The organism is Hymenobacter sp. UYP22 (assembly GCF_040547285.1).
GTDB lineage: Bacteria > Bacteroidota > Bacteroidia > Cytophagales > Hymenobacteraceae > Hymenobacter.
Genome location: NZ_JBEPPK010000008.1, coordinates 90525 through 114154 on the forward strand (window position 1 = coordinate 90525; position 23630 = coordinate 114154).

A 23630-nucleotide genomic window follows, 5' to 3' on the forward strand; every position below is an offset into this window, starting at 1 on the left:
CGTAAAAACGCTGCTCCTGTCTTGGAAACGGCTATTTTCTTCCACTTCTTTCCTTTTACTATCATGAAAACTTCCCTGCTTTCCTTTGCCAGTGCCCTTGTTCTTCTGTGCAGTGCCAGCAACTTGGCGGTGGCCGCCCCAGTAGCAGCCAAAGCCAGCCTTGCCAGCCACGATGACGATAAGCGCCGCAACAACTACGACAAACGCAACGACAACGACCGGCGCCTGAGCCCTGCCGAAAAAGCCCGCCTGGAAGCCCTGCGCCGTAAAAATGACCGCCGCGACGACCGATACGACAACGACCGATACGACAACGACCGTCGGGATGAACAGCGCAACAAGGACCGCCGCGACGACCAAGACTACCGGCAGGGCAAGGACTTCAACTACGGCTACTCCAAAAACCACCGCGTCACGCCCAGTGAAAAAGCCCGCTGGGAAGCCCAGCACCGCAATGGCCGGCGCTAGTTGGTAGCCTCCTTCGGTAACAGCAAGCCCCCGTTCCACTCTAAAGGAACGGGGGCTTGCTGTTGCATGCGTAGTCGGGCTACTATTCAGTTTGCAATATTTGCTGGGCAGCGGCCTTGCCAGTAGCCAGGGCAGCCTCTACGGTGCCGGTGTAGGGGCCACTGTATACACCCTCCCCGGCCACAAACAGCGTACCGGCTACCGGAGTAGCCAAGATGGTGCGATTTTCAATGGCCTCCAGCGTGGGATAAGCATAGGCTCCCAGGGCCAGCGGGTCGGCGGCCCAGTTCACTACTTGGTGCGCCCGTAGCTGTTGTCGTAGGTATTCGGGAGCAGTGTCTAGCAGGTAAGCCAACGATTCCAGCGCTTCCGTGAGCAGATCTGCGGCGGGGGTAAGGCGGCGTTGTTCGGCAGCTGGGCCGGCCAGCCAACCGGTGAGTAAGGGCTGCGTGCCGGGCTGCTGGCTCCACCAAGTAGGTATCGGAGCATCAGAAAACAAGAAGCCGGCCCCCGGCAGGGGCTGCCGAAGCTGGGGGGAGAGTTGCTGCCAGATGGGCTGCTGAAATTCCAGCAATACTTTGATAACGGGGCCGTAGCCCAGGGCGCGGGCCGCAGCACGGTGCTCGGGTAGCTCGGGGTGAATGGCCACGTAGCCGGGCTGCGCGGCTTCGGCCTGCCATATACCCAGGGGCACGGTGATGAGCAGGCGCGCAGCTGCAAAGAGGCGGCCATCCTGACTTGTAACCTCCACGCGGCCGGGCTGCCACTTAATGCTGACGGCCTGGGCCGTAAGCTCCAGCCGCCCACCGGCCGCTTGCACCTCCCGCACCAAGCCCTCAACCAGCCCAATGTAGCCACCCACGGGGCGGGGCGAGTCCTCAGCACCGGTGCCGCTCCACTCTTCGCGCAACGCAAACGAGCTAACCCGGCGGGCATCGGCCGCGTCGTAGCCCTCGGCAAAGCTGGTGGCCTGGCGGCGTAGATGGGCGTATTCGGAGCCTGGGAAGTACTGGGTCAGGAAATCGGCCAAGGGCATATCCTGGGGTAGCTGGTAGAGCCGTTCTAGGAGCAAGGGCATCTCATCCAGAAAGGCGGCGGCTTCCTCGGCCTGACCCTGGGTTACCGCGTAGGTAGTGCCGGCCGTGGCCTGCCACCCAATGCCGTAGGAGCCCAGCAGTTGGCGCGTCAGGGGCACGTCGCCGTGCAGGAACTCGGCGCCGGCCTCGGTGGGCGCGCTGAAACCAGCTTCGGCGGGCAAGGTGTGGATGCGGCCCCCAACCCGGGAGCGGGCCTCCAGCACCAGTACACGCCGGCCCGCCTGGGCCAAGTCGCGGGCCGCCAGCAAGCCTGCTGCCCCGGCTCCCAGTATCAAAACATCTAGTTGCATCAAGTAATCCTCAAAACCAAAATAGCAGGGCGGCAAGGGGCCAAGACCAGCGCCTACCAAAAACCCAGAGCGAATCTTCCGCCAGCTGATAACAGCTACTGCTGCATATCGTTGGGAGAAACCGGCCGGCGGCTTATTACTTCTTTGGCAAAAGCAGTCCGGTAAATGGAGTAAGCGTCCTGCTCGGTGCGCACTGCATAACCTGTTTTGCTTTCTGCCGACAAGCCCCCTCCCTCCAAGTGAGAAGAAAAGCGGGGGCTTGCTGGTAGGCATTTTTCAGGGCCTGAACGCTAAGCTTGCTAGAGCGTGTGCAGAGTTGATAAACTGTCCTGCCTAGCACGTCATGCAGAGCATGTGGCGTCTTGAACCGGAGGCGAAGCATCTCGCGTGCTGAGGTTGTGCTAGTAACTTCAACCTCAGCACGCAAGATGCTTCGCTCTGCTCTGCATGACATTCTCTCTACCCGACTCTCCACACAGCCTAGGCAGCGCGGCCCATTTTGTGCAGGATTCGGTAATGGGAGCGTAGGGCAGCCGCGAAGGAAGGGTTTTCCAGGTAGGGCAAGCCAAACTCCTGCGCAGTTTGCCGGACGATGTGGGAAAGTGCCGGGTAATGGATGTGGCAAACGTTGGGAAACAAATGATGCTCGATTTGCCGGTTGAGCCCCCCGCACAGAAAGCTAGCCAGCGCGCTGCGGGGCGCAAAGTTGGCCGTAGTACGCAGCTGATGAATGGCCCAGGCTTCCTGCATATCTCCCTCCGCAGTGGGCTGGGGAAACGCGGTGCCCTCTACCACATGCGCCAATTGAAATACTAAGCCCAGCACCAAGCCTTCAACAAAGTGCAAAAACAGGAAGCCAAGCAAAAACTGCCACCAGCTTACCTCCAGTACAAGCAGCGGCACCACAATGAAGAGTGCGTAGTACAGGGCCTTGTACGCAAACAGGTTGATGTACTCGCGGCGCGGGTGGGAAGGGGTGGGGTGTTCCCCAATTTTATCCTGAAAAAACTTTACGTAGTCTTTGCGCAACACCCACGACAGGGAGGCTAAGCCGTACAGCGGAAAGGCGTACACCTGCTGGAAGCGCTGCCACGGCCGAAGCGGATCCTCGGAGGATAAGCGAACCAGGCCGGGCGCTACCTCAATATCTTCATCGTGACCGGGAATGTTGGTATAGGTATGATGCACCACGTTATGGGTGATGGTCCACACGTAGGGATTGGCTCCAATCAGATTAAAAAGCAAGCTGAATACCTTGTTTACCCGCTTGTTGGCTGAGAAGGCGTTATGCAAGGCATCATGACAGATGTTGAAGCCAATAAACGCACTGCAAGCCCCCAATAGGCCCGCCAGCCACAGCATCGTTAGGGGTGTGAATGAGCCAAGCAGAATCAGGCAGTACAGAACCACAAAGCTGCTTAGAAAGAACCCTGCCTTTGCCCACATAGCCCCGTTGGCATGGCGCGAGAGTTGCTGGCTGGTGAAGTAGGCATCTGCCCGCTGGCGCACGGTGGAAAAGAACGTAGAACGAGCTACGTTGGTGAATTTGAGCGTGGCACGCATAAGGAAGGGGGCTGCGCTAGAGCAGTCCGGACCGCTTCGGCTATGAAAAAAAGAGAAAACGTACACCTACGGCTTCGGCAACTAACGAGGGCCTCTGGTCGCCACTTGAGCACACCAGAAACCTAACAGGTAGCCTATACTTGCTCTGCCAACTTCATTCGGGTAGTACACGTTCCGTGCGCTCGGTAAATGCCGGAACATTGTACCACCCAACTCGTGGGCCCTACCGCCCGCCGGTAGTGCCCTGTACCAGGGTTTTGACGCGGCACACCAAGGAGCCCGCCGTGAAATACAGAGTGCGGCCATCGTCGCCCCAAGCGCAGTTGGATATTACTTCGCCCACATCAATAGTACCCAGGTGCTGGCCCTGGGGCGAAATGACCACCAACCCTCCGTGCCCGGAGGCCCACACGTTGCCGGCGCGGTCCAGCTTTAGTCCGTCGGGCACTTCTTTGGGGCGCCGGGCCAGGGGTTGCATGTCGAAAAACAGCTTGCCTGGCCCCAGCTTGCCACTGCCGCGCACCGGATACACCATAATAACGGGCCGCAGGGAGTCGGATTGCGTAACAAACAGCTGACTGCCATCAGCCGACAGCGCCAAGCCGTTAGGTAGCGTGAGGTCGGTTACTTCCCGACTGACGGCCCCACTGGCGCCGCGCCGGTATACGTAGCTGCCGGGCTGCTCACGCAATGGGCTTTGGCCTTGCTGGGGCAGGCCGTAGGGAGGGTCGGTGAAGTACAGGGAGCCATTGGGGTGCGCTACCACATCGTTGGGGCTGTTGTAGCGGCGGCCTTCAAAGGCATCGGTGAGGGTGCGCTTGCCGCTGGGCTGGGCAAGAGGCAGCAGCGCCACGCGCCGGTCACCGTGCTCAGCCAGCAGCAGATTTCCCTGCAGATCCAGGGCCAGGCCGTTGGTACCCGGCTCCTTGCCGTAGGGCATGCGCCCGCTAAAGCCGCTTCCCTCCAGAAACTTGCTTAGCCCGGCTTTCTCCGACCAGCGGTAAACAGTGCGGGTGGGCGAGTCGGAAAACAGTAGCATGGTGCTATCTGGCACCCACAGCGGCCCCTCGGAGTGGCCCAGGCCGGAGGCCACTATCTCAATGGGTGTGCCTGGGGCAATAAGCTGATTAAAAGCCGGAGTTACAGCCCGCACCTGCCCGATGGTAGTAAACCCCGGCGTTTGGGCCGGGGCCAGCAGGGGCAGCAGGAAGCCCAGGGAAAAGCAGAAAAAGCGCATACACGGAGCCAGCGTGATACAACACGACGGTACCTCATGTACCGGCCAACTGGGTGCAGGGTTGTGGGGCTGCCAGTCAACCCCGCGCCGAGCGCCCGCGTAGGCAACCTCAACCGGAAGCCTGAACCCCGCGTTTTTTTATGCCTGTATCCCGCCTTGTGCTGCTAGTGGCAGCAATAGCATGTAGTAGCGCCCTAACCGTTTCAGCCCAACCCAGCCAGCCGCTGACGACGCTGGAGCCGGTAGCTGAGTTTGGACGCCACCAACCCATTGGGGTGGCTGTATCCCGCCAGAACCGCGTTTTCGTCACCTTCCCTAAAAAGAAGAAAGAATACGACATGGGCCTGGCAGAAATAGTGAACGGGCAGCGTCGGCCCTTTCCGGACGCCCCTTGGAACCAGTGGGACTCCACGCAGGCGGCCAGCCGCTGGGTGAATGTGCAAGCCCTGTTTGTAGACCGCAACGACCACCTCTGGGTGCTGGACCCCGCCAACCCCGATGATGAGGCCCCCGTGGTAGCTGGGGTGGAGTTGGTGCACATCAATCTGGCTACCAACAAAGTGGAGCGCATTTATCGGTTCGAAGATTTGCCCCGGGAACGGTCGGGTCTGAATGATGTGCGCGTAGATACCGAGCACCAGGTGGCCTACCTCTCCGACCCTAAACTAGCCGCTCTGGTTGTGCTGGATTTGCGCAGCGGCCGTAGCCGGGTGGTGTTGCAGGGCCACAAATCGGTAATGGCCGCGCCGGGCTTCGTGCTGCGCATTGATGGTAAAGAAGTAAAGGATAAGAACGGTAAGGCCTTCAGTAGCAACGTAAACGGTATTGCCCTCACCCACGACTTCCGCTACCTCTACTACCGCGCCATCAACCAGACCCGGCTGTACCGCATTGCCACCGAAGCACTGCGCAACCCGGCCAGTAGCCCGGCGCAACTGGCCGCGCAGGTTGAGGACTTGGGCGAGGTAGGCATTTCACACGGTATGCTGGCTGACGCGGCCGGCAACGTCTACCTCACCGACTCGCCGGGCCACGCCGTGCGCCGCCTAACGCCCGCCGGCCGCCTGGAAACCGTGGTGCAGGATGCGCGCCTGCTCTGGCCCGATTCCTTTGGGTTGGGAGCCGACGGCTACCTCTACCTCACCGCTGCCCAGATTGAGCGCACTCCCAAGTGGAATAACGGGCAGGACCGCGTGGAATACCCGTTTCGGCTGTACCGGATGAAACTGTAGGCAACCGCCACTAGGCCAGCCAGGAACTGCTGTCAGCGGTAGTTACTGAAAAAAGCCGGGGCCCTCACACTAGGTTTTGCGTGCGGGCCCCGGCTTTTCCTATTCGCTCAGCTTAGTTGCTGTTGAGGGCTACCTGCGTGTACTGCTTTCGGCTAGTGAGAAGAGGGATGCTTCTGGCTCGGCTCCGTGGTTGAAAAATAATGGCTTTCACCTCAGGGTACCGCTGTCGGATCTGGCGCGCTAACTGGTTATTGCTGGGAGAAGCCGCCGTCGATAACAGCATAACGGGCTTTTGATGCAGCGCAATGCAGGTGGCAAATTGGTGGCGGTACGCGGCGTAAGAGGGAGCATGGGCTTCTTCCTCGTCGGTACCCCCGGCGTAGGGAGCCGCTACCCAATCAACGCACTCTTCCCCGGGAAAATAGGCGGGCAGGGCAGCGGCGCGGGGAGGAGTCCAGACCCATACCACATGGTTAAGCCCGGCCGCCCGAAACTTCTGTACCAGTGCTTTCCAGTCCTGCCGGAAGGTGGCAGGAGAACTGCTGGAAAGAACAGGACGAAGCAAAACGGGCTTTTTCAACTCGCTCAGGGCGGATATCATCGGCTGCCAATCAGCGGCGGAGGAAGGCACCGTCCAATTGAGCAAAGGGGTAACCCCCTGGCGTTGCAGGGCTGTTATAGTTTCCAGCGGTACCTTACCCAGTAGGGGCAACCCCACTACATCGGGGGCTTGGCTGGGCAGAGCGGAGTAAGTAGAAAACGGGGACAATTTTACCGGCAGTACCAACGAAGGATAGCTCTGTTGAACACCCAGCCGCAGTTTGGTACCCCCGTCCAGCAACCAGGCCGCCGAAGCAAATTCGCCCGACTCTCTGACTGCGTAGGCGGTTACATCTATGCCGCCCACCATGAGCAGGCTGCTCATGGCCAAGGCCGCCCCAAGAGTTTGGGCTTGGGTGGTGGCACCGGCTACTACGCGGCGGCCAGCTTGCATCAAATCGGCAAGGGGGCGTTCCTGAAAATCGGCTACCAGAGTACGCACCCAGGTATGCTGGCCCATGCCCACGGCCAGCGTCAAGATGGCCGCATTGCAGGTCGCCAGGAAAGCCATCAGCCGCGAATAGGGACTCCAGTCGACGTACCCGGCGTACTTAACCGCAGCGGCACACAGCATAACAGCCAGGATATTGGGCACCGAGATACGCCACTCATTACGGGTATTGCCCTCTTTAGGTGTTGGAATGTAGGGCACCCGTACCCGCAACACAGTGTACACCAAGCCCAGCAGGTAAATCCACCAGGAGCCCACCCGCAAAATGCCCCCGGCCAGGTGCAGACCCGCTTCGTGCGGCTCACGTAGCCATTGCTGGGCTTTAAGTCGGATCAGCAAACTAATTCCCAGCAAGGGAGCGAGATGCAAGGCAAAATCGGGCAGGGAAATATGCCAGGGATACACCGATAGCACCAGGGAAGCAATGGGAACAGCCAGGTCGATGAGGGTGACCAGGCCTGAGAGGAAGTATAGTGGCAGCGTGAGGTAATGCAGCCGCTGGCGCCAGCTAAACCGGCTTACCAGGTGCGGAAACACGGTAAATAATAGCTCAAACGCCCCCCGGGCCCACTTAAGCTGCTGGGCGTAAAAAGCGCCCAAAGTGGATGGCACCAACCCCCGGCTCAGTACCCGCGGCACATACACCGACTGCCAGCCGGCGGCGTGCAGGCGCATGGCCGTGTGCATATCCTCGGTGAGGCCCGCCGCGTGCCCCCCAATGGAGTTCAGGGCCGCCCGGCGGAAGGTGCAGTTGGCCCCTATAGCTTGGGTAGTGTTGTACGTATTCATGCCCATCATCAAGGGGCCGTAGAAATGGTACGTCTGCTCGGCTGCTCCCAGGGCCACCAGGCTGTCATCTTGATTGCCGTAGGCCTGCACTACCTGCACGTAACCCACCTGGGAGTTGGTGAAATACGGCACTACGTGGTCCAGAAAATCAGGCGCGGGCACATGGTCGGGGTCCAGCACTACGCACAACTCCCCGGTGGCCTGGCGGAGGGCGTTGTTGATGTTGCCGGCTTTGGCGTCAACTTTTAGCTTGCGCGTAACGTGCACCACGCCCAGCCGCTCGCATGCGGCCCGCAGATAGGGGTCGTCGCCTTCGTCGCAGAGGTAGCTGGTGTGCGGGTACGTAATGGCCTGCATGGCCTCCAGCGTGTGCACAATCATGGCGTGCGGCTCACCGGGGCAGGCAGTAGTCAATATATCTACGCTGAATAAGGGCAACTGCCCCGCTGGCGGTACTGGCTCCGTGACACTCACGTAGTGGTACCACTCGTGCAAGGCGCGCAACAGCTTAAAGCCCAGTGAAATAGTGAGTAGCCAGAACAGGGGAGCGTAGCCAATAGGATCGGCGGTAGAAAACCAGACGACGAAGTACGCGAGACTGACAAGCCCCAGAACCACCAGCAGCCGCATTTGCGCTACTCCAGCGGCCTGCTTTACAACCAAGCCAGGGTTGGAAGAAACAGGGGCTGCCTTGCCAGAACGTGCTCTGTCTGCACTGGGTGATACGGGTAGTGCTTCCGCTACAAATCTTCTCTTCATACCAATCAGGATAAATCAGGCGCACAACGACGACAACAAGGAGTTAGACATACGTAAAGTTCTATTTATAGGCACATTTTAATTTTAAATTAAACTTTTTTGGTAAATATAATATATTTTTCAATCCTGTATTGGTTGTATTTTATTATTTCTGGTTAATGTTCAAACATTCAATTGTTGCCTCTGCCGCGCCCTATTGCCTCGCCTTGCTAGCTGTACTGTTAGGGGGAGTGGCGGCTCACACATGGCGGCAAGCTGCTCATGCGCAGCAGGATGCGCCTGGGGTTGTGCCCGCTGGGGTAATCCCAGTGCGGGTAGTGCGTACTGCCAAGGGGTTTGAGTTGCAGCGCAATGGCCGGCCGTACTTTGTTAAAGGAGCGGCCGGGCTTCAGCACTACGATCAGCTCCGGGCGGCCGGGGCCAACTCAGTGCGGCTCTGGTCGGCAGACTACGCCGATGACCGCCTGAACGAGGCCCAGCGGCAGGGCCTCACCGTGCTGCTGGGCCTGTGGATGGAACACGAGTCAAAGCAGTTCGACTACTACGACAACAAGCAAGTGGCGCAGCAAAAGGAGCGAATTCGCCAACAGGTGCTGCGCTACCGCTACCACCCCGCACTGCTGGCCTGGGATATAGGTAACGAGGTGGACTTTTCGTCTGATAATCCTCATTTATACATGAGTATCAACGATATAGCGGAAATGATCCATCAGCTAGATCCATTTCATCCGGTAACCACTACCCTGGATAATTCGCTCCCTAACGTTAAACACATTAAGCATCTATGTCCTGATTTAGACTTCGTTAGCATAAATTCGTTTGGTGAATTGCCTACGTTGGTTGATCGACTACAAGAAAGAGGCTGGAAGGGCCCTTACATCGTGACGGAGTTTGGAGCTCGGGGCTATTGGGAGTCGCCGAAGAGGAGATGGGGTGCCGCGGCTGAGCAAAGCAGTACGGAAAAAGCGAATTTTACCAAGGAGCGTTACATACAGGCGATATTGGGTAATCCAAGTGTCTGCATGGGTTCCTACGTTTTCTACTGGGGAAACAAGTTTGAATACACCGATACTTGGTATAGCCTATTTTCACCTAACGGTGAGAAAACGGCTACTGTGGACATCATGCAGGAGCTCTGGTCAAACCATAAACCCACTAATCTAACGCCACAAATAAGGGAGTTGTCTTTCGCAGATTATCTGCTCATAAAAGAACAGAGCCTGCTACCTGATACTGAATACCTCGCCGAAGTATCTGCCTCTGATCCTGAAAATGATTTGCTCCGGTTTGAGTGGGTGTTAACTGAAGACCGCATACTTAAGCCCGCTACGGATATTACATCCTCTGTCTATGATACTAACATTCACAACACAGGCGGGGGCAGGGCCGTGGTACGTACGCCAGCAAAGCCCGGAGCTTACCGGTTGACCGTGAGTGTGTTTGATGGAAAAGGCAGTGTGGCCACGGCTAATGTGCCATTTTTCGTGCAAAATGCGGAATAAGGCTGCATTCTAGCTATTTAGGCAAAGCAATATCTTGTTAAAAGCCAACTTATATGGTTATGACTATGAGTAGCTGTTTTATGACTTTTCTGTTGATAATAATGGGTAATGGATTGGAGTAGTCTAGAAGTCATTGTTTTGCCAACTAGCACTGTTCCTGGCAAATAAGCCCTGTAAGGGATTATATTTCTTTATAAAACATTTATATTTTTATATTTACTAACTGTCAGTAGTATTGCAGTGCGAAAAAGAAACGTGCTGCATGAAATTGAAACTTGTACTATTTTTGGTTGGATTTGTAGGGTCGTTGTTGTTGGCTCCGGTGGCTTTTGCCACAACGTACTATATCAGTGCGGCTGGCAACGATTCGGCACCGGGTACCACGGTGGCTTCGGCGTGGCGCAGTATTGAGCGGGTAAACGCGGCGCAGTTTCAGCCCGGCGATAAAATTATGTTTGAAGGAGGGACTACGTTCGTGGGCTCCATCTGGCTGCAAAACCGGGGTACTGCGGCCCGGCCTATCGTGTTTAGCTCTTACGGCCCGTCTGCCGCTACCATCAGCAGCGGCAACAACTACGGGTTTTGGGCGCCGAATACTGGCGGCGTGGAACTACGGCGGCTGCGTTTTGTGGGCTCCGGGCGGCTAACTACCAACAACTCCGGCGTCATCTTCACCACTGACCTGGCAAATGAGCGGCTGGAGCACCTGGTGTTGGATAGCCTGGAAGTAAGCGGCTACCTGAAATCGGGTATCATTTTGGGTAGCGCCAGCGCCGGTAGCGGTTACGATGATGTGCGCATCAATAGCTGCCGGGTGCACGATAATGGAGAGGCGGGACTGTCCTCTTACTCGTTCTATCCGCAGCTAAGCCATCGGAACTGGGTGGTGACAAACTGCGAAGCGTATAACAACGCGGGCCGCCAAGATGTGACTACCACCCATACGGGTAACGGCATTGTGCTGGCGGGTATTGATGGAGCGCTGGTTGAGCATTGCGAGGCGTACAATAATGGCTGGCTGAACAGCAACCCGGGCGGCGGGCCGGTGGGTATCTGGGGCTGGCTGTGCAATAACTTGGTTATTCAGGATTGCGAATCGCACCACAACCGCTCGGGGCTGGCCCACGATGGGGGCGGCTTCGACTTGGATGGAGGCTGCACCAATTCCGTGCTGCAGTACAATTACTCCCACGACAACGACGGCGCCGGCTACCTGCTGGCCCAGTTCGACGGGGCCCCACCCATGCACGACCTGACGATTCGCTACAACATCAGTGAGAATGATGCCCGCCGCTACGGGCAGGGAGCTATTATGCTCTGGTCATCGGGGGCCAATGGCGGAATCCAGCGGGCTTCTATTCACAACAATACCGTGTACCTGACGCCAGCTACCGATGGCACGGAGGCCAAGGCTTTCTATGTATCCAGCAACGGAGTCAACCAGATTGAGGTTCGCAACAACATTTTTCAGACCACGAGCGGGCTGCCGCAGGTTAGCGTGGTTGCCACCGGAAACGTGCGGCTGCAGGGCAACTGCTACTGGGGCTCCGGGGTACCGCTGCAAATCCGGTGGGGAGGAGCAATGTACACTGAACTGGCAGCTTGGCGCACGGCCACCCAGCAGGAAATGGTAGGCAGCCGAGTGGCAGGCCTGGCCCAGAATCCGGCGTTTGTGAGTCCCGGCGGCGGCGGCACCATGGATAATAAAGTGAGTAGCCGCCTGCAGCCTTCCTGGAACGCCTACAAGCTGCAAACTACCTCGGCGCTGATTGGGCAGGGGCTGAACTTGGCCACTGAGTTCGGGCTGCAGCCCGGCGACCGGGACTTCTTTGGCGCCAGAACCCCAACTGCGGCGGGAGCCGCCGGCAACCCGGGCGCTGCTGAAAAAGAAGCCACTCCCTTGCCGGTAGAGCTGGTTAGTTTTACGGCGGAGCGACAGGCCGGTAGCGCAGTGCTGCGTTGGGCAACGGCCACTGAAACTCAGAACGCGTACTTTGAAATCCAATCCAGTTCTGATGGCCACGCTTTCCAGACGGTAGGCCGGGTACAGGGCCGCGGCACTACCACCCAGCAAACGGCGTATTCCTGGTCGGAGAGTTTGGGCCGTTACCAGGTGGCAGTAGTGTATTATCGGCTGAAGCAGGTGGACGCAAACGGCAAAACCTCGTACTCGTCTGTTCTAACGCTGGCGGCCCTGAGTACACCGGCCTCTGGTTTGGCAATGCAGGCATGGCCTAACCCAGCGCAGGGGGAAGTGAGCTTGCAGCTGTACTGCCCCGAGGCCGGCTTGGTAACGCTACTGTGTACAGATGCCCTGGGCCATACGCACGTAGTGCGCAAGCTGCAGCTGGCAAAAGGAGCTAGTTCGATAGTGTTGCCTGAAGTAAGCCAGCTGCCCCAGGGGCTGTACGTGCTTTCGGTGCAGCAGGGTAGCCAGCGCACCGTTACCAGGCTGCTCCGGCAATAGCGCGGGCAGAACCTACGCTTGTGGGGAGATAATGCAGTAGAGGCAACGGCTGACGGCGAAGCTGCGTCTGTGGGCTACTACCAACTTCATTTTTTCTCAATGCCTTTCTTATTCCGCTCGGCTGCCCTGGGCTTGCTGACCGCCCTGGCTGCTCCGGCGCTGGCCAAAGCCCCCCGTGAGCTGACTTACACCGTGAGCATGGACCCGGCCACCAACAGCAATGCCTTTCAGGTGAAGCTGGAGCTGCCCAAGCTCAAAAAAGACCAGGCTATCTACCAGTTTGCGGCCACCGCCCCCGGCACCTACCAGGTGATGGACATGGGCCGCTTCGTGAGCAACTTCCAGGCTTTCGATGACGAGGGAAAGGCCCTGGAGGTGAAGCAGCTGAACACCAACCAGTGGCAGCTCAGCCAGCCCGAAAAAACCCGGGAAATTCGCTACACCATTGCTGAAACCTGGGATACCCCGGTCAAGGAGCACAACATCTACCGCATGTGCGGCTCCTCCCTGGAGCTGGACCACGCCCTGCTGAACGGCCAGACGCTGCTGGGCTTCCCCCAGGGCATGCAGGCCAAGCCCCTGCGCCTGAAGCTGCAGTACCCCAGCGGCTGGAAAGCCGGCTCGGTGCTGCAGGCCGATAAGGAAGGCTACTACCACCTGCAGAGCTATGACCACGCCGTGGACTCACCCATTCTGCTGGGCCGCCTCACCGAAGCCAGTACCAAGCTGGGCAACGCCGACGTGGCGCTCTACTGCTACTCAGCCACCGATAAGGTGCAGGCTGAGCCCCTACTGGGCTATATGCAAAAGATGCTGACGGCCGCGCAGAGCTTTTTCGGCGGCCAGCTGCCCGTGAACCGCTACGCCTTCCTCTACCACTTCGCCGACCGCTCGGCCGGGGCCTGGGAGCACTCCTACAGCTCCGAGTACGTGCTGCCCGAGCAGCCGCTCACGCCCGAGTCGGCGCAGGGCGTGGTGGACATTGCGGCCCACGAGTTCTTCCACGTGATGACCCCGCTCAACATTCACTCCGAGGTGATTGAGCAGTTCAACTTCGTGCAACCCACCGGCTCCGAGCATTTGTGGCTGTACGAGGGCACCACCGAGTGGGCCTCCCATATGATGCAGCTGCGCGGCGGCCTGGTGCCCCTGGACGATTACCTGAGCATGCTACACGATAAAGTGCAGTATGACCGCACCCGCTCCGACACCACCTACAGCCTGAGCCGCCTGGGCCTAAACTCGTTTTCGGATGAGGGGCAGCGCCAGTACGGCAACATCTACCAGCGCGGGGCCCTCACCGCCGGCCTGCTCGATTTGCGCCTGCTGGAGCTGAGCGGCGGCAAGCGTGGCCTGCGCGACGTGCTGCTGCAACTGGCCAAGCAGTACGGCCCCAACAAGCCCTTCAGCGAGAAAACCTTCTTCGAAGACTTCACCAAGCTCACCTACCCCGAAATCGGGGACTTCTTCAAGCGCTACGTGCAGGGCGCCGAGCCGCTGCCTTTGGCCGAGTATTACGCCAAGGTAGGCGTCAGCTACCAGCCTATTGTACACACCGGCAAACAGGTAGCTACGCTGGGCCCAGTGGGCCTGGCACCGCGGGAAACCAACGTGTACTTCACCCGCGTGGGTGGCCCCTTGCAGGCCGCCGGCGTCCAGGTAGGTGACCAGCTGGTAGCTGTGGATGGGGTGCGCAACGACTTCACCGGCCTACGCCGGGCCGGTAGCCGCGCCCCCGGTTCCGAGCTGCCGCTGACCATCATCCGCAACGGCCAAGAGCAAACCGTGCGCGTGAAGCTGGGCAGCACCGAGGAAGTACAACGCTACGTATTCGCTCAAAACCCCAACGCCACGCCGGCTCAGCTGGCCCTGCGGGAAACCTGGATGAAAAACCTGTAAGTCTTTCGCAAACTGGAGGATTGAAGTAATGTAGAAAGTCGTAAAAATCAATAGGTCGTCCTGCAGAGCCGGCGGCGAAGCATCTGGCGTGCTGACGTATACCAACCTATTCAGACGTCAGCACGCCAGATGCTTCGCCGCCGGCTCTGCAGGACGTTCCAGTAATTTCTAAACAGCAGCATCATACAAAGTCAGCCCCGGCCCTCATGATTGAGGGCCGGGGCTGACTTTTTTGCTGTAAGTAGTGCAAGACTACCCTTGCACGAGTTTATCCGGAGTGAGAGGCAACGAGCGGAAGCGGCGGCCGGTGGCGTGGTACACGGCGTTGGTAATAGCCGCGGGCGTGCCCACGCAGCCAATCTCACCAATGCCCCGGGCCCCCAGCTCACTGATGTGCGGGTCAGGAATATTCAGCCACTCCACCTGAATGTTGGGAGTATCGGCCATGCTGGGCACGTGGTAGTCGGCTAGGTTGCGGACTACGGCGCGGCCGTTGCGCGGGTCGTACTGGGTTTCCTCCATGAGAGCCGCGCCCAGGCCCATAGACACGCCCCCGATAATCTGAGAGTGGGCCGTTTTGGGATTCATCAGGCGGCCCACGTCCAGCACCGCGCACAGCTTATCCACCCGCACGGTGCCGGTCAATTCATCCACTCGCACCTTCACAAATATTGCCCCGAACGAGTAAAACGAGTATTTCTCCCGCTCCTCACCCGGTTTAGCCTCACCAGTAGCCTCCAAAGAAGGTAGCTTGGCCCGGCGCAGAATGGCCCCGTAATCCTCGCCCTGAGTGGGATTGTCCTTGCGCACCAGCCGCCCGTCGCGGGCCTCCAGTGCATCCTCGGTAGCCCCGTACAGCGGTGACTTTGCATCCCGGATAGCCAACTGCTTGAGGGCGGCCAGCACATTGCGGCAGGCGGCCAAAGAGGCCGGCCCAATGGTAGCCGTAGTGGCCGAGCCGCCGCTGGTAGGGGCGGCCGGCAGCGTGGAGTCGCCCAGTTCGAAGCGCACCTGCTCCACCGGCAGCCCCAACCCGTCGGCACTGATTTGGCGGAAGATGGTGTAGGCCCCGTTGCCCATTTCGTGGGTGGCGCTTTGCACCAAGGCGCGGCCATCGGCAAATAGGGTGGCCTTGGCCTCGCCGGGGCGGCGGGCGGCGGGGTACATGGTGGTAGCCATGCCGTAGCCAATGAGGCTGTTGCCCTCGCGCATGGAGCGGGGCTTGGGGTTGCGCTTGCTCCAGCCAATGAGCTCCTGGCCGCGGGCGTAGCACTCGCGCAGGTGCTTGCTGCTCCAGGGCTTGCCGGTTTCGGGGTTTTTCTCGGCGTAGTTGCACAGGCGCAGTTCCACGGGGTCCAGGTTCAGTTCGGCGGCCAGCTCATCTATGGCGCACTCCAGGGCCCAGCCGCCCACGGTTTCGCCGGGGCCGCGCATGGGGCAGGGCGAAGGTAGGTGCAGGTGATTAAGCTGGTGCACGAAACCCAGATTGGGCACCGCGTACATCATGCGGGAAACCCTGGCGCAGGGCTCGGTAAAGCCGCTTGACTGGGAAGAATGGGTTTGGGTATCGTGTTGCAGGGCGGTGAGCTTGCCGTCGGGGGTGGCGCCGAGGCTGAGGGTTTGGCGGGTGGCGGCGCGCTGCCCGGCCACGGCAAACATATCCTGCCGCCGCCACTCTATTTTTACCGGCCGTTTCACCACCCGTGCGGCCATGGCAGTGAGCAGGGGCGGGGCAAACAGCCAGCCTTTCGAGCCGAACGCGCCGCCAATAAAGGGGCAGATAACGTGCACGTTGTTCTTGGGCAGGCTCAGCGAACTGGATACCACTTCCTGCAGGTTTTCCACGCCGCGGGTGGTGTCGTAGAGTGTCAGGAACTCAGCTCCGTTGCGCGTTTCCCATCGAGCAATGCTAGCCAGCTGCTCAATGGGGTTGTGGTGGGTGATGCCCGATTCGTACACCTGCGTCAGCTTGACCGGGGCGGCGGCCAGGGCCGTTTTCGGGTCGCCCACAGTTACCTGCAGCTTCTCCTCTTTGTTGCCGGTAAAGGTTTCGGGCAGGGTGCGGCGGGTGGAGGTGTCCATTTTCAGCTCGGCTGGGCGCGCATCGTAGGTCACGCGCACCAGGCTGGCGGCGTGGCGGGCCCGCTCCAGCGTATCGGCCACCACCACGGCCAGGGGCTGGCCGGCGTATTCCACGGTGGCGTTCTGCAAAGGCTGGCGGGTTTCCGTAATGCCACCCTCCCCCCGAAACAAGGAGCCATTCACCTTTTCGGGCATGGGCTGAAGGCGGGGCGCATTTTCGTGGGTAAGTACGGCCAGCACGCCGGGGGCCCGCAAGGCTGCCGCACTATCAATGGCGCGCACCGTGCCGTGAGCTACACTGCTGCTCACCACGGCTCCGTAGGCGAGGCCCGGCACGTCCCACTCGGCGCTAAAGCGCGCCGCCCCCATTACTTTCAGCCGCCCATCTACTCGGTCGAGCGGTTTTCCGGTTGCTTCTACCATTTTATTGAGCTGTTAGCTAGTGCGGTTGGCTGTTGTAGCCGATTCACGAACGATGTAGCCGCGGACGACGAGACGCATACTTGCGTCTCGTCGTCCGCGCCGTGTGCTGTTCAACGACGAGACGCAAGTATGCGTCTCTACACCGTTCAGGAAACCTCCATAGCTTTATTGTCGATGTATATTTTCCAGTTGCTTGAGATGAAAGTCATTCGCTAGCCACCCATAGCTATTCGCCGCCCATGCCGCCTACGCTGGCGGCGAAGGCCGTGCCAGCCGGACCCTGCAGGGGCTGCAGGCCGCTGGTTTCCAGCAACGCCCGCACCAGCAGGTTGCGGCCCATCGGAATCTTGTAGGCATTATGCTCCAGGGGCTGGGCGTCGGCAAAAGCCGCTTTGGCGGCGGCTTGGAACAGCTTTTCTGAGGGCTTTTTGCCAGCCAATAGCGCCTCGGTTGCGGGCACCCGCCAGGGCTTGTGGGCCACGCCGCCCAGCGCCACCCGTGCCCGCCGGATTTTCTTGCCATCCATTTCCAGCGCTACCGCGCACGAAACCAGCGCAAAAGCGTATGAAGCCCGCTCGCGCACCTTCAGGTAATGGGAGCGGCCGTTGAAATCGGACAGGTCGATACTGGTAATCAGCTCGCCGTGGGCCAGGGTGGTATCGTGCTGGGGCGTGTCGCCGGGCAGGCGGTGCAGGTCAGGGAAAGCAATGGTACGGCTACCGCTGGGACCGGTAACCTGCACCTGGGCGTCGAGGGCGGCCAGGGCCACGGCTAAGTCGCTGGGGTGAGTGGCCACGCAGGCGGCCGAGGCCCCAAACAGGGCGTGCACCTTGTTGATGCCCTGCAGCGCGGCGCAGCCCGTGCCCGGCTCCCGCTTGTTGCAGGCCTGGGCCGGGTCGCGGAAGTAGGGGCAGCGGGTGCGCTGCAAGGGGTTACCGCCCAGGCTGGCCATGTTTCGAATCTGGGTGGAAGCTCCCGCCAGCAGGGCCTCGCTCACGGCCGGGTAGCGGGCCAGCACTTCGGGGTGCAGGGCCGCCGCCGTGTTGGATACGCCCGCGCCCAGCCGTAGTCCGCCATTCAGGGCACTAATGGTGTTGAGGGGCAGTTGGGTCACATCCACCAAGAGGTTGGGGCGCGCCACGTCTTCCTTCATCAAATCGAGTTGGGAGGTGCCGCCGGCTATGAAGGCCGCGCCGGGGGCCGGAGCTACGGCCGCTACGGCCTGGGCGGGCGTGGTGGCCCGCTGGTAGGTAAAGGGGTGCATAGGGTAGCGGCTAGGCGGTTTGAGTTCCCTGAATGGCGGTAATGATGTTGGGGTAGGCCGCGCACCGGCACAGGTTGCCGCTCATAGCCTCCCGAATTTCGGCGGCCGAGCGGCGCTGTTTGTCCTGCACCAGCGCGGTGGCCGCCATAATCTGCCCCGGGGTGCAGTAGCCGCACTGGAAGGCGTCGTGCTTTACAAAAGCGGCCTGCATGGGGTGCAGCCTTTCGCCCTGAGCCAGCCCTTCAATGGTAGTAATTTTTCGGCCCTCGCTCATCACGGCTAGCGTGAGGCAGGACAAGGCGCTTTGCCCGTCAAGGTGCACGGTACAGGCTCCGCACTGCCCATGGTCGCAGCCCTTTTTGGTACCGGTCAGGTGCAGGTTTTCACGTAGCGCATCCAGCAGGGCCACGCGGGGCTCCACCTCCAGGCGGTGCGTTTCGCCGTTGATGGTTAGGGTAATAGGCACTGTGGCGGCGCTGGGAGCTGGCATGGGCGGTTGGGTTTCGGTAGGTACCACGGGCTCGGCGGCTTCCGCAACCCCCACTAGCATCAGCAACGCCGCCGCGGCCAGCGTAGCCGTGACGAAGGTGCGACGCGACAAGCCGCTAGCTGCGGCCGGTACCGGGGCGGCAGTAGCGGAAACTTCAGTAGCGGCGGCCTCCGGGCGCAGAGCCTCCAGGGCCGCCAGCACCTGGCCCGCCCGCAGTTCCAGCCCGGGGAGTACCGTTGTCTGCCAGCGCACCCGGCCCTGCTCATCCAGTAGCACCAAAGCCCGCTGGCCCGCTACGCCAAACTGTGCCGCCACTGGTTCGTGGCAACTCAATGAGTGCCAGTAGGAAGTTGCAACGTCGGGCGCGAAATTGCCGTGGTCAAACTCGCGTAGCAGTTGGGTGAAAATCGTGCTTTGGTGAGCCTGAGCCGGGTTCCACTCATCGGGGGCGAAAGCCAGCAGCACGGGCTGGCCGCGCAAATCGTGCAAGTGAAGGCCGTTGGGAAGCAGGCAGTTCGGGGCGGATGCGCCGAGCGGGAGCCGTAATTGATCAGACATGGTAGGAGCAAGTTCATACTACCATACGTGAACCAGCCCGTAATGTGGCCTCATTGTTCAGGTAAGCAGGCGGCCGTAACTTAACTCGGTAATAGGCCGGCTGGTATAAGCCGGCTGCCAGGAGTCTAAAAGATGCCTTGTTACCTATGAAACCCACTTTCCTTACGGAAGCCGGTGCTTGGCCCCGGCTTCCGGTAGCGGCATAATTCTGCACGAGCAGGGAGTGGCAATGCATACTAAAATCTGCTCACACTGTGCTACAAAAGCAACAGGTGAGAAAAGACACCGCCCCGGCTGCCAGGTCAACCGGGGCGGTAGGAAACCCATACGCGCAGCAGGCTAGCCCTCCGGGGTAGCCACCACGTATTCGGGGTCTTCCAGAATATTGACCTCGATGAGGGCCCCGGCGTTTTGCAGCAGGCGGCGGCAGTCGGGGCTGAGGTGGCGCAGGTGCAGGGTTTTGCCCGCCCGCTGGTACCGCTCCGTGAGCTTGTGCAGCGCATCAATGCCCGACATATCGGCCACCCGACTTTCCCGGAAATCAATGACCACCTCGGCCGGGTCGGCGGCGGGGTCGAACTTCTCGGTGAAAGCCTGCACCGAGCCGAAGAACAGTGGGCCGTACAGCTCATAGTGCTTGGCCCCGCTGGCATCCAGATACTTGCGGGCCCGGATGCGCTGGGCGTTTTCCCAGGCAAAGGCCAGGGCCGACACCACCACGCCCAGCAGCACCGCCAGCGCCAGGTTCTGCGACACGGCCGTTACCAGCGTTACCAGGGCCATCACCACCACGTCGGTACGGGGCATGCGGCGCAGAATCCGCAGGCTGGCCCACTCAAACGTGCTGATAACTACCGTAAACATTACCCCCACCAGCGCTGCCAGCGGCAGCCGCTCAATAAGGGAGGATCCGGCCACCACGAACAGCGCCAGCGCCAGGGCCGCCACCACTCCCGACAGGCGCCCCCGCCCCCGCGACTCCAGGTTCACCATCGTCTGCCCGATCATGGCGCACCCGCCCATGCCCCCGGTAAGGCCCGAGGCCACGTTGGCCAGGCCCTGAGCCATGCAGTCCTGATTGCTCTGGCCGCGGGTATCGGTAATTTCGTCTACTACGGTCAGAGTCAGCAGGCTTTCGGTGAGGCCCACCAGCGCCATGATAATGGAGTAGGGCAAGACCAGTACCAGCGTATCCCAGGTGAAGGGAATTTGGGGCCAGTGCGGTTGGGGCAGGCCCCCGGCAATGGAAGCAATATCCCCCACCGATTTGGTATCGAGCCCGCCCAGAATAACCAGGGCCGACACCACGGCAATGGCCGCCAGGGAGGCCGGAATGGCCTTGGTGAGGCGGGGCAGCAGGTACACAATGGCCATGGTCAGGGCTACCAGCCCTAGCATTAGCAGAAGCGGAGTGCCGCTGAGCCAGTGCTCCTTGCCGCCTGGGCTCGCTACCTTAAACTGCTCCAGCTGGGCCATAAAGATGATGACGGCCAGCCCGTTGACGAAGCCGAACACCACTGGCTGGGGCACCAGCCGGATAAACTTGCCCCAGCGCAGCAGCCCCACGCCCATCTGAATCAGGCCCATCAGGACCACGGCGGCAAACAGGTACTCGGGGCCGTGCTGCTCTACCAGGGCCACAATGACCACGGCCACCGAGCCGGCCGCCCCGGAAATCATGCCCGGCCGCCCGCCGAATACACTGGTGAGTAGACAGATGATGAAAGCCGAGCCAATACCCACCAAGGGGCTAATATGGGCCAGCAAGGCAAAAGCCACCACTTCCGGCACCAGGGCCAGGGCCGTGGTTAGGCCGGCCAGCACTTCGTTCTTCGCATTAACGCGGTACTGGGAAAAATACGCGGGGAGGGTACTCATCGAACTCACTAAGGAAAAGGCAAAAGAAAAGCCGCACGCTTCGGGCAGGAAGCGGCGGCAAAGGGTAAGCGGGCCAATTTCTCAGGGTGGAGTGGGCGTGCTGGCAGGAAAGGAAGGGGAGAGGAAGAGCAACATACGCCCAGCAAAGATACGCAGCCGGCCGCTGCCACCCAGGCATGCAACATTACCATACACCATTACAACGAAATGCGGACGTGCTTAAGGCTCGGGCCGCAATTCACGCGCGGGGCCTGCAACCACGCGGCCTGCGCGCTACTCCTCCGGGCACGGCACTTACTTTTGAGCAGAAACCGGGCCCTTGCACCAGGGACAAAAGCCCGTTGAAAATTCCCTTAAAATCCTGTGTCTATAAAACTATGCGCGTATTCACACTGGATGCCATCAAGCAGATTCAGGATTTTCAGTTTCTTACCGATTCCTCCGGTTACGTGCTGGCGGACGGCGGGCAACTTTACCGATTCCGGGGCAACCACGCGGAGCCGGTAGCCACGCCAGCCGGTTTCACGGTAACTCAGTTTCACTTTCTGGATGCCACGCACGGGGCCGTAGCCGGCAACTACCGGCCGGCGGCGCTGCCGGTGCAGCAGGGCAGTGTGGGGGTGGTGGCTTTGCTGCCGCTGGTGCTAGTGCTGCTCCTGCGTAAATCGGTAGGGCAGCAGCTTAGGGCCGCTTTGTTGAGCCTGCTACTGCTGGGTGGCCTGCTGGCGGGGTGCGGCCGAGGGTGGCAGCAATACCGCACGCCCGACCCAGCCTGGGAAGGTGTTACCCAGCTCAGCCGCTCCCAGCTCAAGCAACATTCCACCCACCAGTACGTGGGCAACAAAGGCCAGAAATCCTTTATTGCCCTGACGCAGACGGGCGGCGCAAGCTGGGAAACCCGGCAAATTCCGTCCAACTTCTACGTCACGGCCCTCACGGCCATCGGCCGCAATTTTCTGGTGGGCACCTATGCCAACCCCCACGAGAGCCCCAGCCCCTTGCACGCCGATGGCGACGTCTGGATTTATGGGCAAGACTCCACTTTCAGCCCTGAGCTGGCCCGCAACGTCCCGGCGCGTCCGTATGGGTTGGCGGTGCACCGGGCCGTGCGGGGCTTCAGCTTCTCAGCCACCGGTGAACAGCTGTTCATCTTCGGTAGTGACCGGATGCCGACGCTGCCGCCGGATGAAGTAAGTGCCACGGCCGGTAATATCTACGAGCTGCCGGTGTCGTTGCGCCCGCCCTACCGCCTGCTGGATGTGCCCGATACCGTGGAAGTCACCTCCCTGGCCCAGGCCGATACCGGTGAGCTATGGGCCACGCTGGACAACCGCAAAGTGCGCCTTTCCAAGGGCGTGCTACGCTACGTGCCGCTGCCCAGCCGGCAGCTGCTGCGCTTCACTCAGGGCCGCTGGCAGCCGTACGCGCTACCCCAGGCCCGCAGCTTCGGGCAGGTGGCTTTCGTGGCCAATACCGGAAAAGGCTACCTCCTGAGTGAAGCCGGCCAGGTGCTGGCAACTGCCGACAATGGCACCACCTGGCAGCCCATCAGCCTGCGGAATATCCGTCGGATCAAGCCCTGGCGGCGCGCTTTAACGCTTCAGCAGGGAGCCAACCAACTCCTTCTGGTACCGGATACCGGGTCCTGATAGAACCCGCACCGGCTCAGGCGTGCATGGTTAGTACCGGTTGGGGGGCGTGCAGGGCCACGGCCTCGGAAGTGCTGCTCTGAAACAAGTGGCTGAGGGCGGAGCGGCCGTGGGTGAGCATCACCACCAAATCGGCGTGGGCCTGCTCGGCGAAGCGCGGAATGCCGGTACTCACCCGGGGGGCATCAAACACGTCGGCCTCGTAATGCGTGAGCTGGTGGCGGCGGGCGAAGTCCTCAATGGAGTGCAGGGCCGCGCCGTGCCGGTCGGCAGAAGGAGTCACATCCAGCAGGTGCAGCGTGGCCTCCGGGAACAGGGCCTGTAGCTGCCGGAGCCCCGGTACGGCCCGGTCGGCCTCGGGCGTGAAATCGGAGGCGAAAACCAGGTGCTGCACTGTGAAGTCGGTGGCCGGATGCTTCACCGTAAGCACCGGACAGGGTGCCAGCCGCATGATGCGCTCCGTGTGCGAATCCAGGAAAAACCGCGTCCAGGAAGTGTGCTCGTGGGCTCCCATCACCACCAGGTCAATGTGATGCTCCCGGATGGTTTCCAGCACGGCCGGCTCAAACTCGGCCGTCAGCACCAGGTCGCGCACTGGTACATCGGGCATTAGTTGGCGGGCCTCGGCCATCCACTCGTGCATGCGGCGCTTGGTGGCCTGCAGCAGCTTGAGCATGTACACGTTATTGAGGCCATCACTGCTCAGCATGCCGCCCGAAGTAGCAATACCCGAAGCCGGCGGCGCATCTACCACGTGCAGCAGCGTGATGTGGCCCCCGCTGCGGTGGGCCAGCTGCAGGGCTGCCTCAAGGGCATAATGGGCTTCCGGAGAGAAATCAGTGGGAACAAGCAGATTTTTCATGGGATGGGAGCTGAAAAATGGATGCTGAACGGGACAGTAACTGAATGGTCTGCAGGGGAGTACGTGGGAA

At 60.4% G+C, this 23630-nt stretch carries 15 protein-coding genes; 6 read left to right on the plus strand and 9 right to left on the minus strand.

The features are described 5' to 3' along the window. Positions 1-63 precede the first annotated feature (63 nt). Positions 64-468 carry a hypothetical protein gene (locus ABIB60_RS14125; RefSeq protein ID WP_354580739.1) on the plus strand — a complete coding sequence of 135 codons (405 nt, stop codon included), beginning with the start codon at positions 64-66 and terminating at the stop codon, positions 466-468. Positions 469-550: 82 nt separating this feature from the next. Here ABIB60_RS14125 and ABIB60_RS14130 read toward each other — a convergent pair whose 3' ends face one another. The 3 genes from ABIB60_RS14130 to ABIB60_RS14140 form a co-directional block, all read right to left on the minus strand. Further along, positions 551-1855 (minus strand): flavin monoamine oxidase family protein, encoded by a 1305-nt coding sequence (locus tag ABIB60_RS14130; protein ID WP_354580741.1) that lies wholly within the window; start codon positions 1853-1855, stop codon positions 551-553. A 480-nt stretch (positions 1856-2335) separates the two neighbouring features. After that, positions 2336-3418, minus strand: a complete 1083-nt coding sequence (locus tag ABIB60_RS14135; RefSeq protein WP_354580743.1) for a fatty acid desaturase family protein — start codon at positions 3416-3418, stop codon at positions 2336-2338. Between the two features lie 223 nt (positions 3419-3641). Then, positions 3642-4655, minus strand: coding sequence for an SMP-30/gluconolactonase/LRE family protein (locus tag ABIB60_RS14140; RefSeq protein ID WP_354580745.1), 1014 nt, complete (start codon positions 4653-4655; stop codon positions 3642-3644). 140 nt (positions 4656-4795) lie between these two features. Between ABIB60_RS14140 and ABIB60_RS14145 the strand changes: the two genes are divergently transcribed. Further along, positions 4796-5887 (plus strand): SMP-30/gluconolactonase/LRE family protein, encoded by a 1092-nt coding sequence (locus ABIB60_RS14145; protein WP_354580747.1) that lies wholly within the window; start codon positions 4796-4798, stop codon positions 5885-5887. Between the two features lie 112 nt (positions 5888-5999). Here ABIB60_RS14145 and ABIB60_RS14150 read toward each other — a convergent pair whose 3' ends face one another. After that, positions 6000-8390, minus strand: coding sequence for a glycosyltransferase (locus tag ABIB60_RS14150; protein ID WP_354580749.1), 2391 nt, complete (start codon positions 8388-8390; stop codon positions 6000-6002). A 254-nt stretch (positions 8391-8644) separates the two neighbouring features. Here ABIB60_RS14150 and ABIB60_RS14155 point away from each other — a divergent pair, with 254 nt between their 5' ends. The 3 genes from ABIB60_RS14155 to ABIB60_RS14165 all read left to right on the plus strand — a co-directional run bounded on the left by ABIB60_RS14155 (position 8645) and on the right by ABIB60_RS14165 (position 14354). Next, entirely contained in the window at positions 8645-9988 is a 1344-nt protein-coding gene (locus ABIB60_RS14155) for a glycoside hydrolase family 2 TIM barrel-domain containing protein (protein WP_354580750.1), read from the plus strand. Positions 9989-10250: 262 nt separating this feature from the next. Further along, positions 10251-12455: a T9SS type A sorting domain-containing protein gene (locus tag ABIB60_RS14160; protein ID WP_354580752.1), complete on the plus strand. Its 2205-nt coding sequence runs from the start codon at positions 10251-10253 to the stop codon at positions 12453-12455. A 99-nt stretch (positions 12456-12554) separates the two neighbouring features. After that, positions 12555-14354: a M61 family metallopeptidase gene (locus tag ABIB60_RS14165; protein ID WP_354580754.1), complete on the plus strand. Its 1800-nt coding sequence runs from the start codon at positions 12555-12557 to the stop codon at positions 14352-14354. Positions 14355-14606: 252 nt separating this feature from the next. On the opposite strand, the gene ABIB60_RS14170 is transcribed toward ABIB60_RS14165, so the two are convergent. The 4 genes from ABIB60_RS14170 to ABIB60_RS14185 all read right to left on the minus strand — a co-directional run bounded on the left by ABIB60_RS14170 (position 14607) and on the right by ABIB60_RS14185 (position 21049). Further along, positions 14607-16859: a xanthine dehydrogenase family protein molybdopterin-binding subunit gene (locus ABIB60_RS14170; RefSeq protein WP_354580756.1), complete on the minus strand. Its 2253-nt coding sequence runs from the start codon at positions 16857-16859 to the stop codon at positions 14607-14609. A 226-nt stretch (positions 16860-17085) separates the two neighbouring features. Further along, positions 17086-18123 (minus strand): FAD binding domain-containing protein, encoded by a 1038-nt coding sequence (locus tag ABIB60_RS14175; RefSeq protein WP_354580757.1) that lies wholly within the window; start codon positions 18121-18123, stop codon positions 17086-17088. Positions 18124-18133: 10 nt separating this feature from the next. Beyond that, positions 18134-19171 carry a 2Fe-2S iron-sulfur cluster-binding protein gene (locus tag ABIB60_RS14180; RefSeq protein WP_354580759.1) on the minus strand — a complete coding sequence of 346 codons (1038 nt, stop codon included), beginning with the start codon at positions 19169-19171 and terminating at the stop codon, positions 18134-18136. A gap of 339 nt (positions 19172-19510) precedes the next feature. Continuing rightward, positions 19511-21049 carry a SulP family inorganic anion transporter gene (locus ABIB60_RS14185; protein WP_354580761.1) on the minus strand — a complete coding sequence of 513 codons (1539 nt, stop codon included), beginning with the start codon at positions 21047-21049 and terminating at the stop codon, positions 19511-19513. A gap of 377 nt (positions 21050-21426) precedes the next feature. On the opposite strand from ABIB60_RS14185, the gene ABIB60_RS14190 reads away from it, so the two are divergent. Next, complete coding sequence (locus tag ABIB60_RS14190; RefSeq protein ID WP_354580763.1) at positions 21427-22698, plus strand: hypothetical protein; 1272 nt, start codon at positions 21427-21429, stop codon at positions 22696-22698. A 16-nt stretch (positions 22699-22714) separates the two neighbouring features. On the opposite strand, the gene ABIB60_RS14195 is transcribed toward ABIB60_RS14190, so the two are convergent. Continuing rightward, a complete protein-coding gene (locus ABIB60_RS14195) occupies positions 22715-23560 on the minus strand; it encodes a universal stress protein (protein WP_354580765.1) in 846 nt (281 codons plus the stop codon). Positions 23561-23630 lie beyond the last annotated feature (70 nt).

What these genes read in the sequence shown, in the direction of transcription:
- ABIB60_RS14125 (WP_354580739.1), top strand. Translation starts at nt 64, where the DNA reads ATGAAAACTTCCCTGCTTTCCTTTGCCAGTGCCCTTGTTCTTCTGTGC.
- ABIB60_RS14130 (WP_354580741.1), bottom strand. Translation starts at nt 1,855, where the DNA reads ATGCAACTAGATGTTTTGATACTGGGAGCCGGGGCAGCAGGCTTGCTG.
- ABIB60_RS14135 (WP_354580743.1), bottom strand. Translation starts at nt 3,418, where the DNA reads ATGCGTGCCACGCTCAAATTCACCAACGTAGCTCGTTCTACGTTCTTT.
- ABIB60_RS14140 (WP_354580745.1), bottom strand. Translation starts at nt 4,655, where the DNA reads ATGCGCTTTTTCTGCTTTTCCCTGGGCTTCCTGCTGCCCCTGCTGGCC.
- ABIB60_RS14145 (WP_354580747.1), top strand. Translation starts at nt 4,796, where the DNA reads ATGCCTGTATCCCGCCTTGTGCTGCTAGTGGCAGCAATAGCATGTAGT.
- ABIB60_RS14155 (WP_354580750.1), top strand. Translation starts at nt 8,645, where the DNA reads ATGTTCAAACATTCAATTGTTGCCTCTGCCGCGCCCTATTGCCTCGCC.
- ABIB60_RS14160 (WP_354580752.1), top strand. Translation starts at nt 10,251, where the DNA reads ATGAAATTGAAACTTGTACTATTTTTGGTTGGATTTGTAGGGTCGTTG.
- ABIB60_RS14165 (WP_354580754.1), top strand. Translation starts at nt 12,555, where the DNA reads ATGCCTTTCTTATTCCGCTCGGCTGCCCTGGGCTTGCTGACCGCCCTG.
- ABIB60_RS14170 (WP_354580756.1), bottom strand. Translation starts at nt 16,859, where the DNA reads ATGGTAGAAGCAACCGGAAAACCGCTCGACCGAGTAGATGGGCGGCTG.
- ABIB60_RS14175 (WP_354580757.1), bottom strand. Translation starts at nt 18,123, where the DNA reads ATGCACCCCTTTACCTACCAGCGGGCCACCACGCCCGCCCAGGCCGTA.
- ABIB60_RS14180 (WP_354580759.1), bottom strand. Translation starts at nt 19,171, where the DNA reads ATGTCTGATCAATTACGGCTCCCGCTCGGCGCATCCGCCCCGAACTGC.
- ABIB60_RS14185 (WP_354580761.1), bottom strand. Translation starts at nt 21,049, where the DNA reads ATGAGTACCCTCCCCGCGTATTTTTCCCAGTACCGCGTTAATGCGAAG.
- ABIB60_RS14190 (WP_354580763.1), top strand. Translation starts at nt 21,427, where the DNA reads ATGCGCGTATTCACACTGGATGCCATCAAGCAGATTCAGGATTTTCAG.
- ABIB60_RS14195 (WP_354580765.1), bottom strand. Translation starts at nt 23,560, where the DNA reads ATGAAAAATCTGCTTGTTCCCACTGATTTCTCTCCGGAAGCCCATTAT.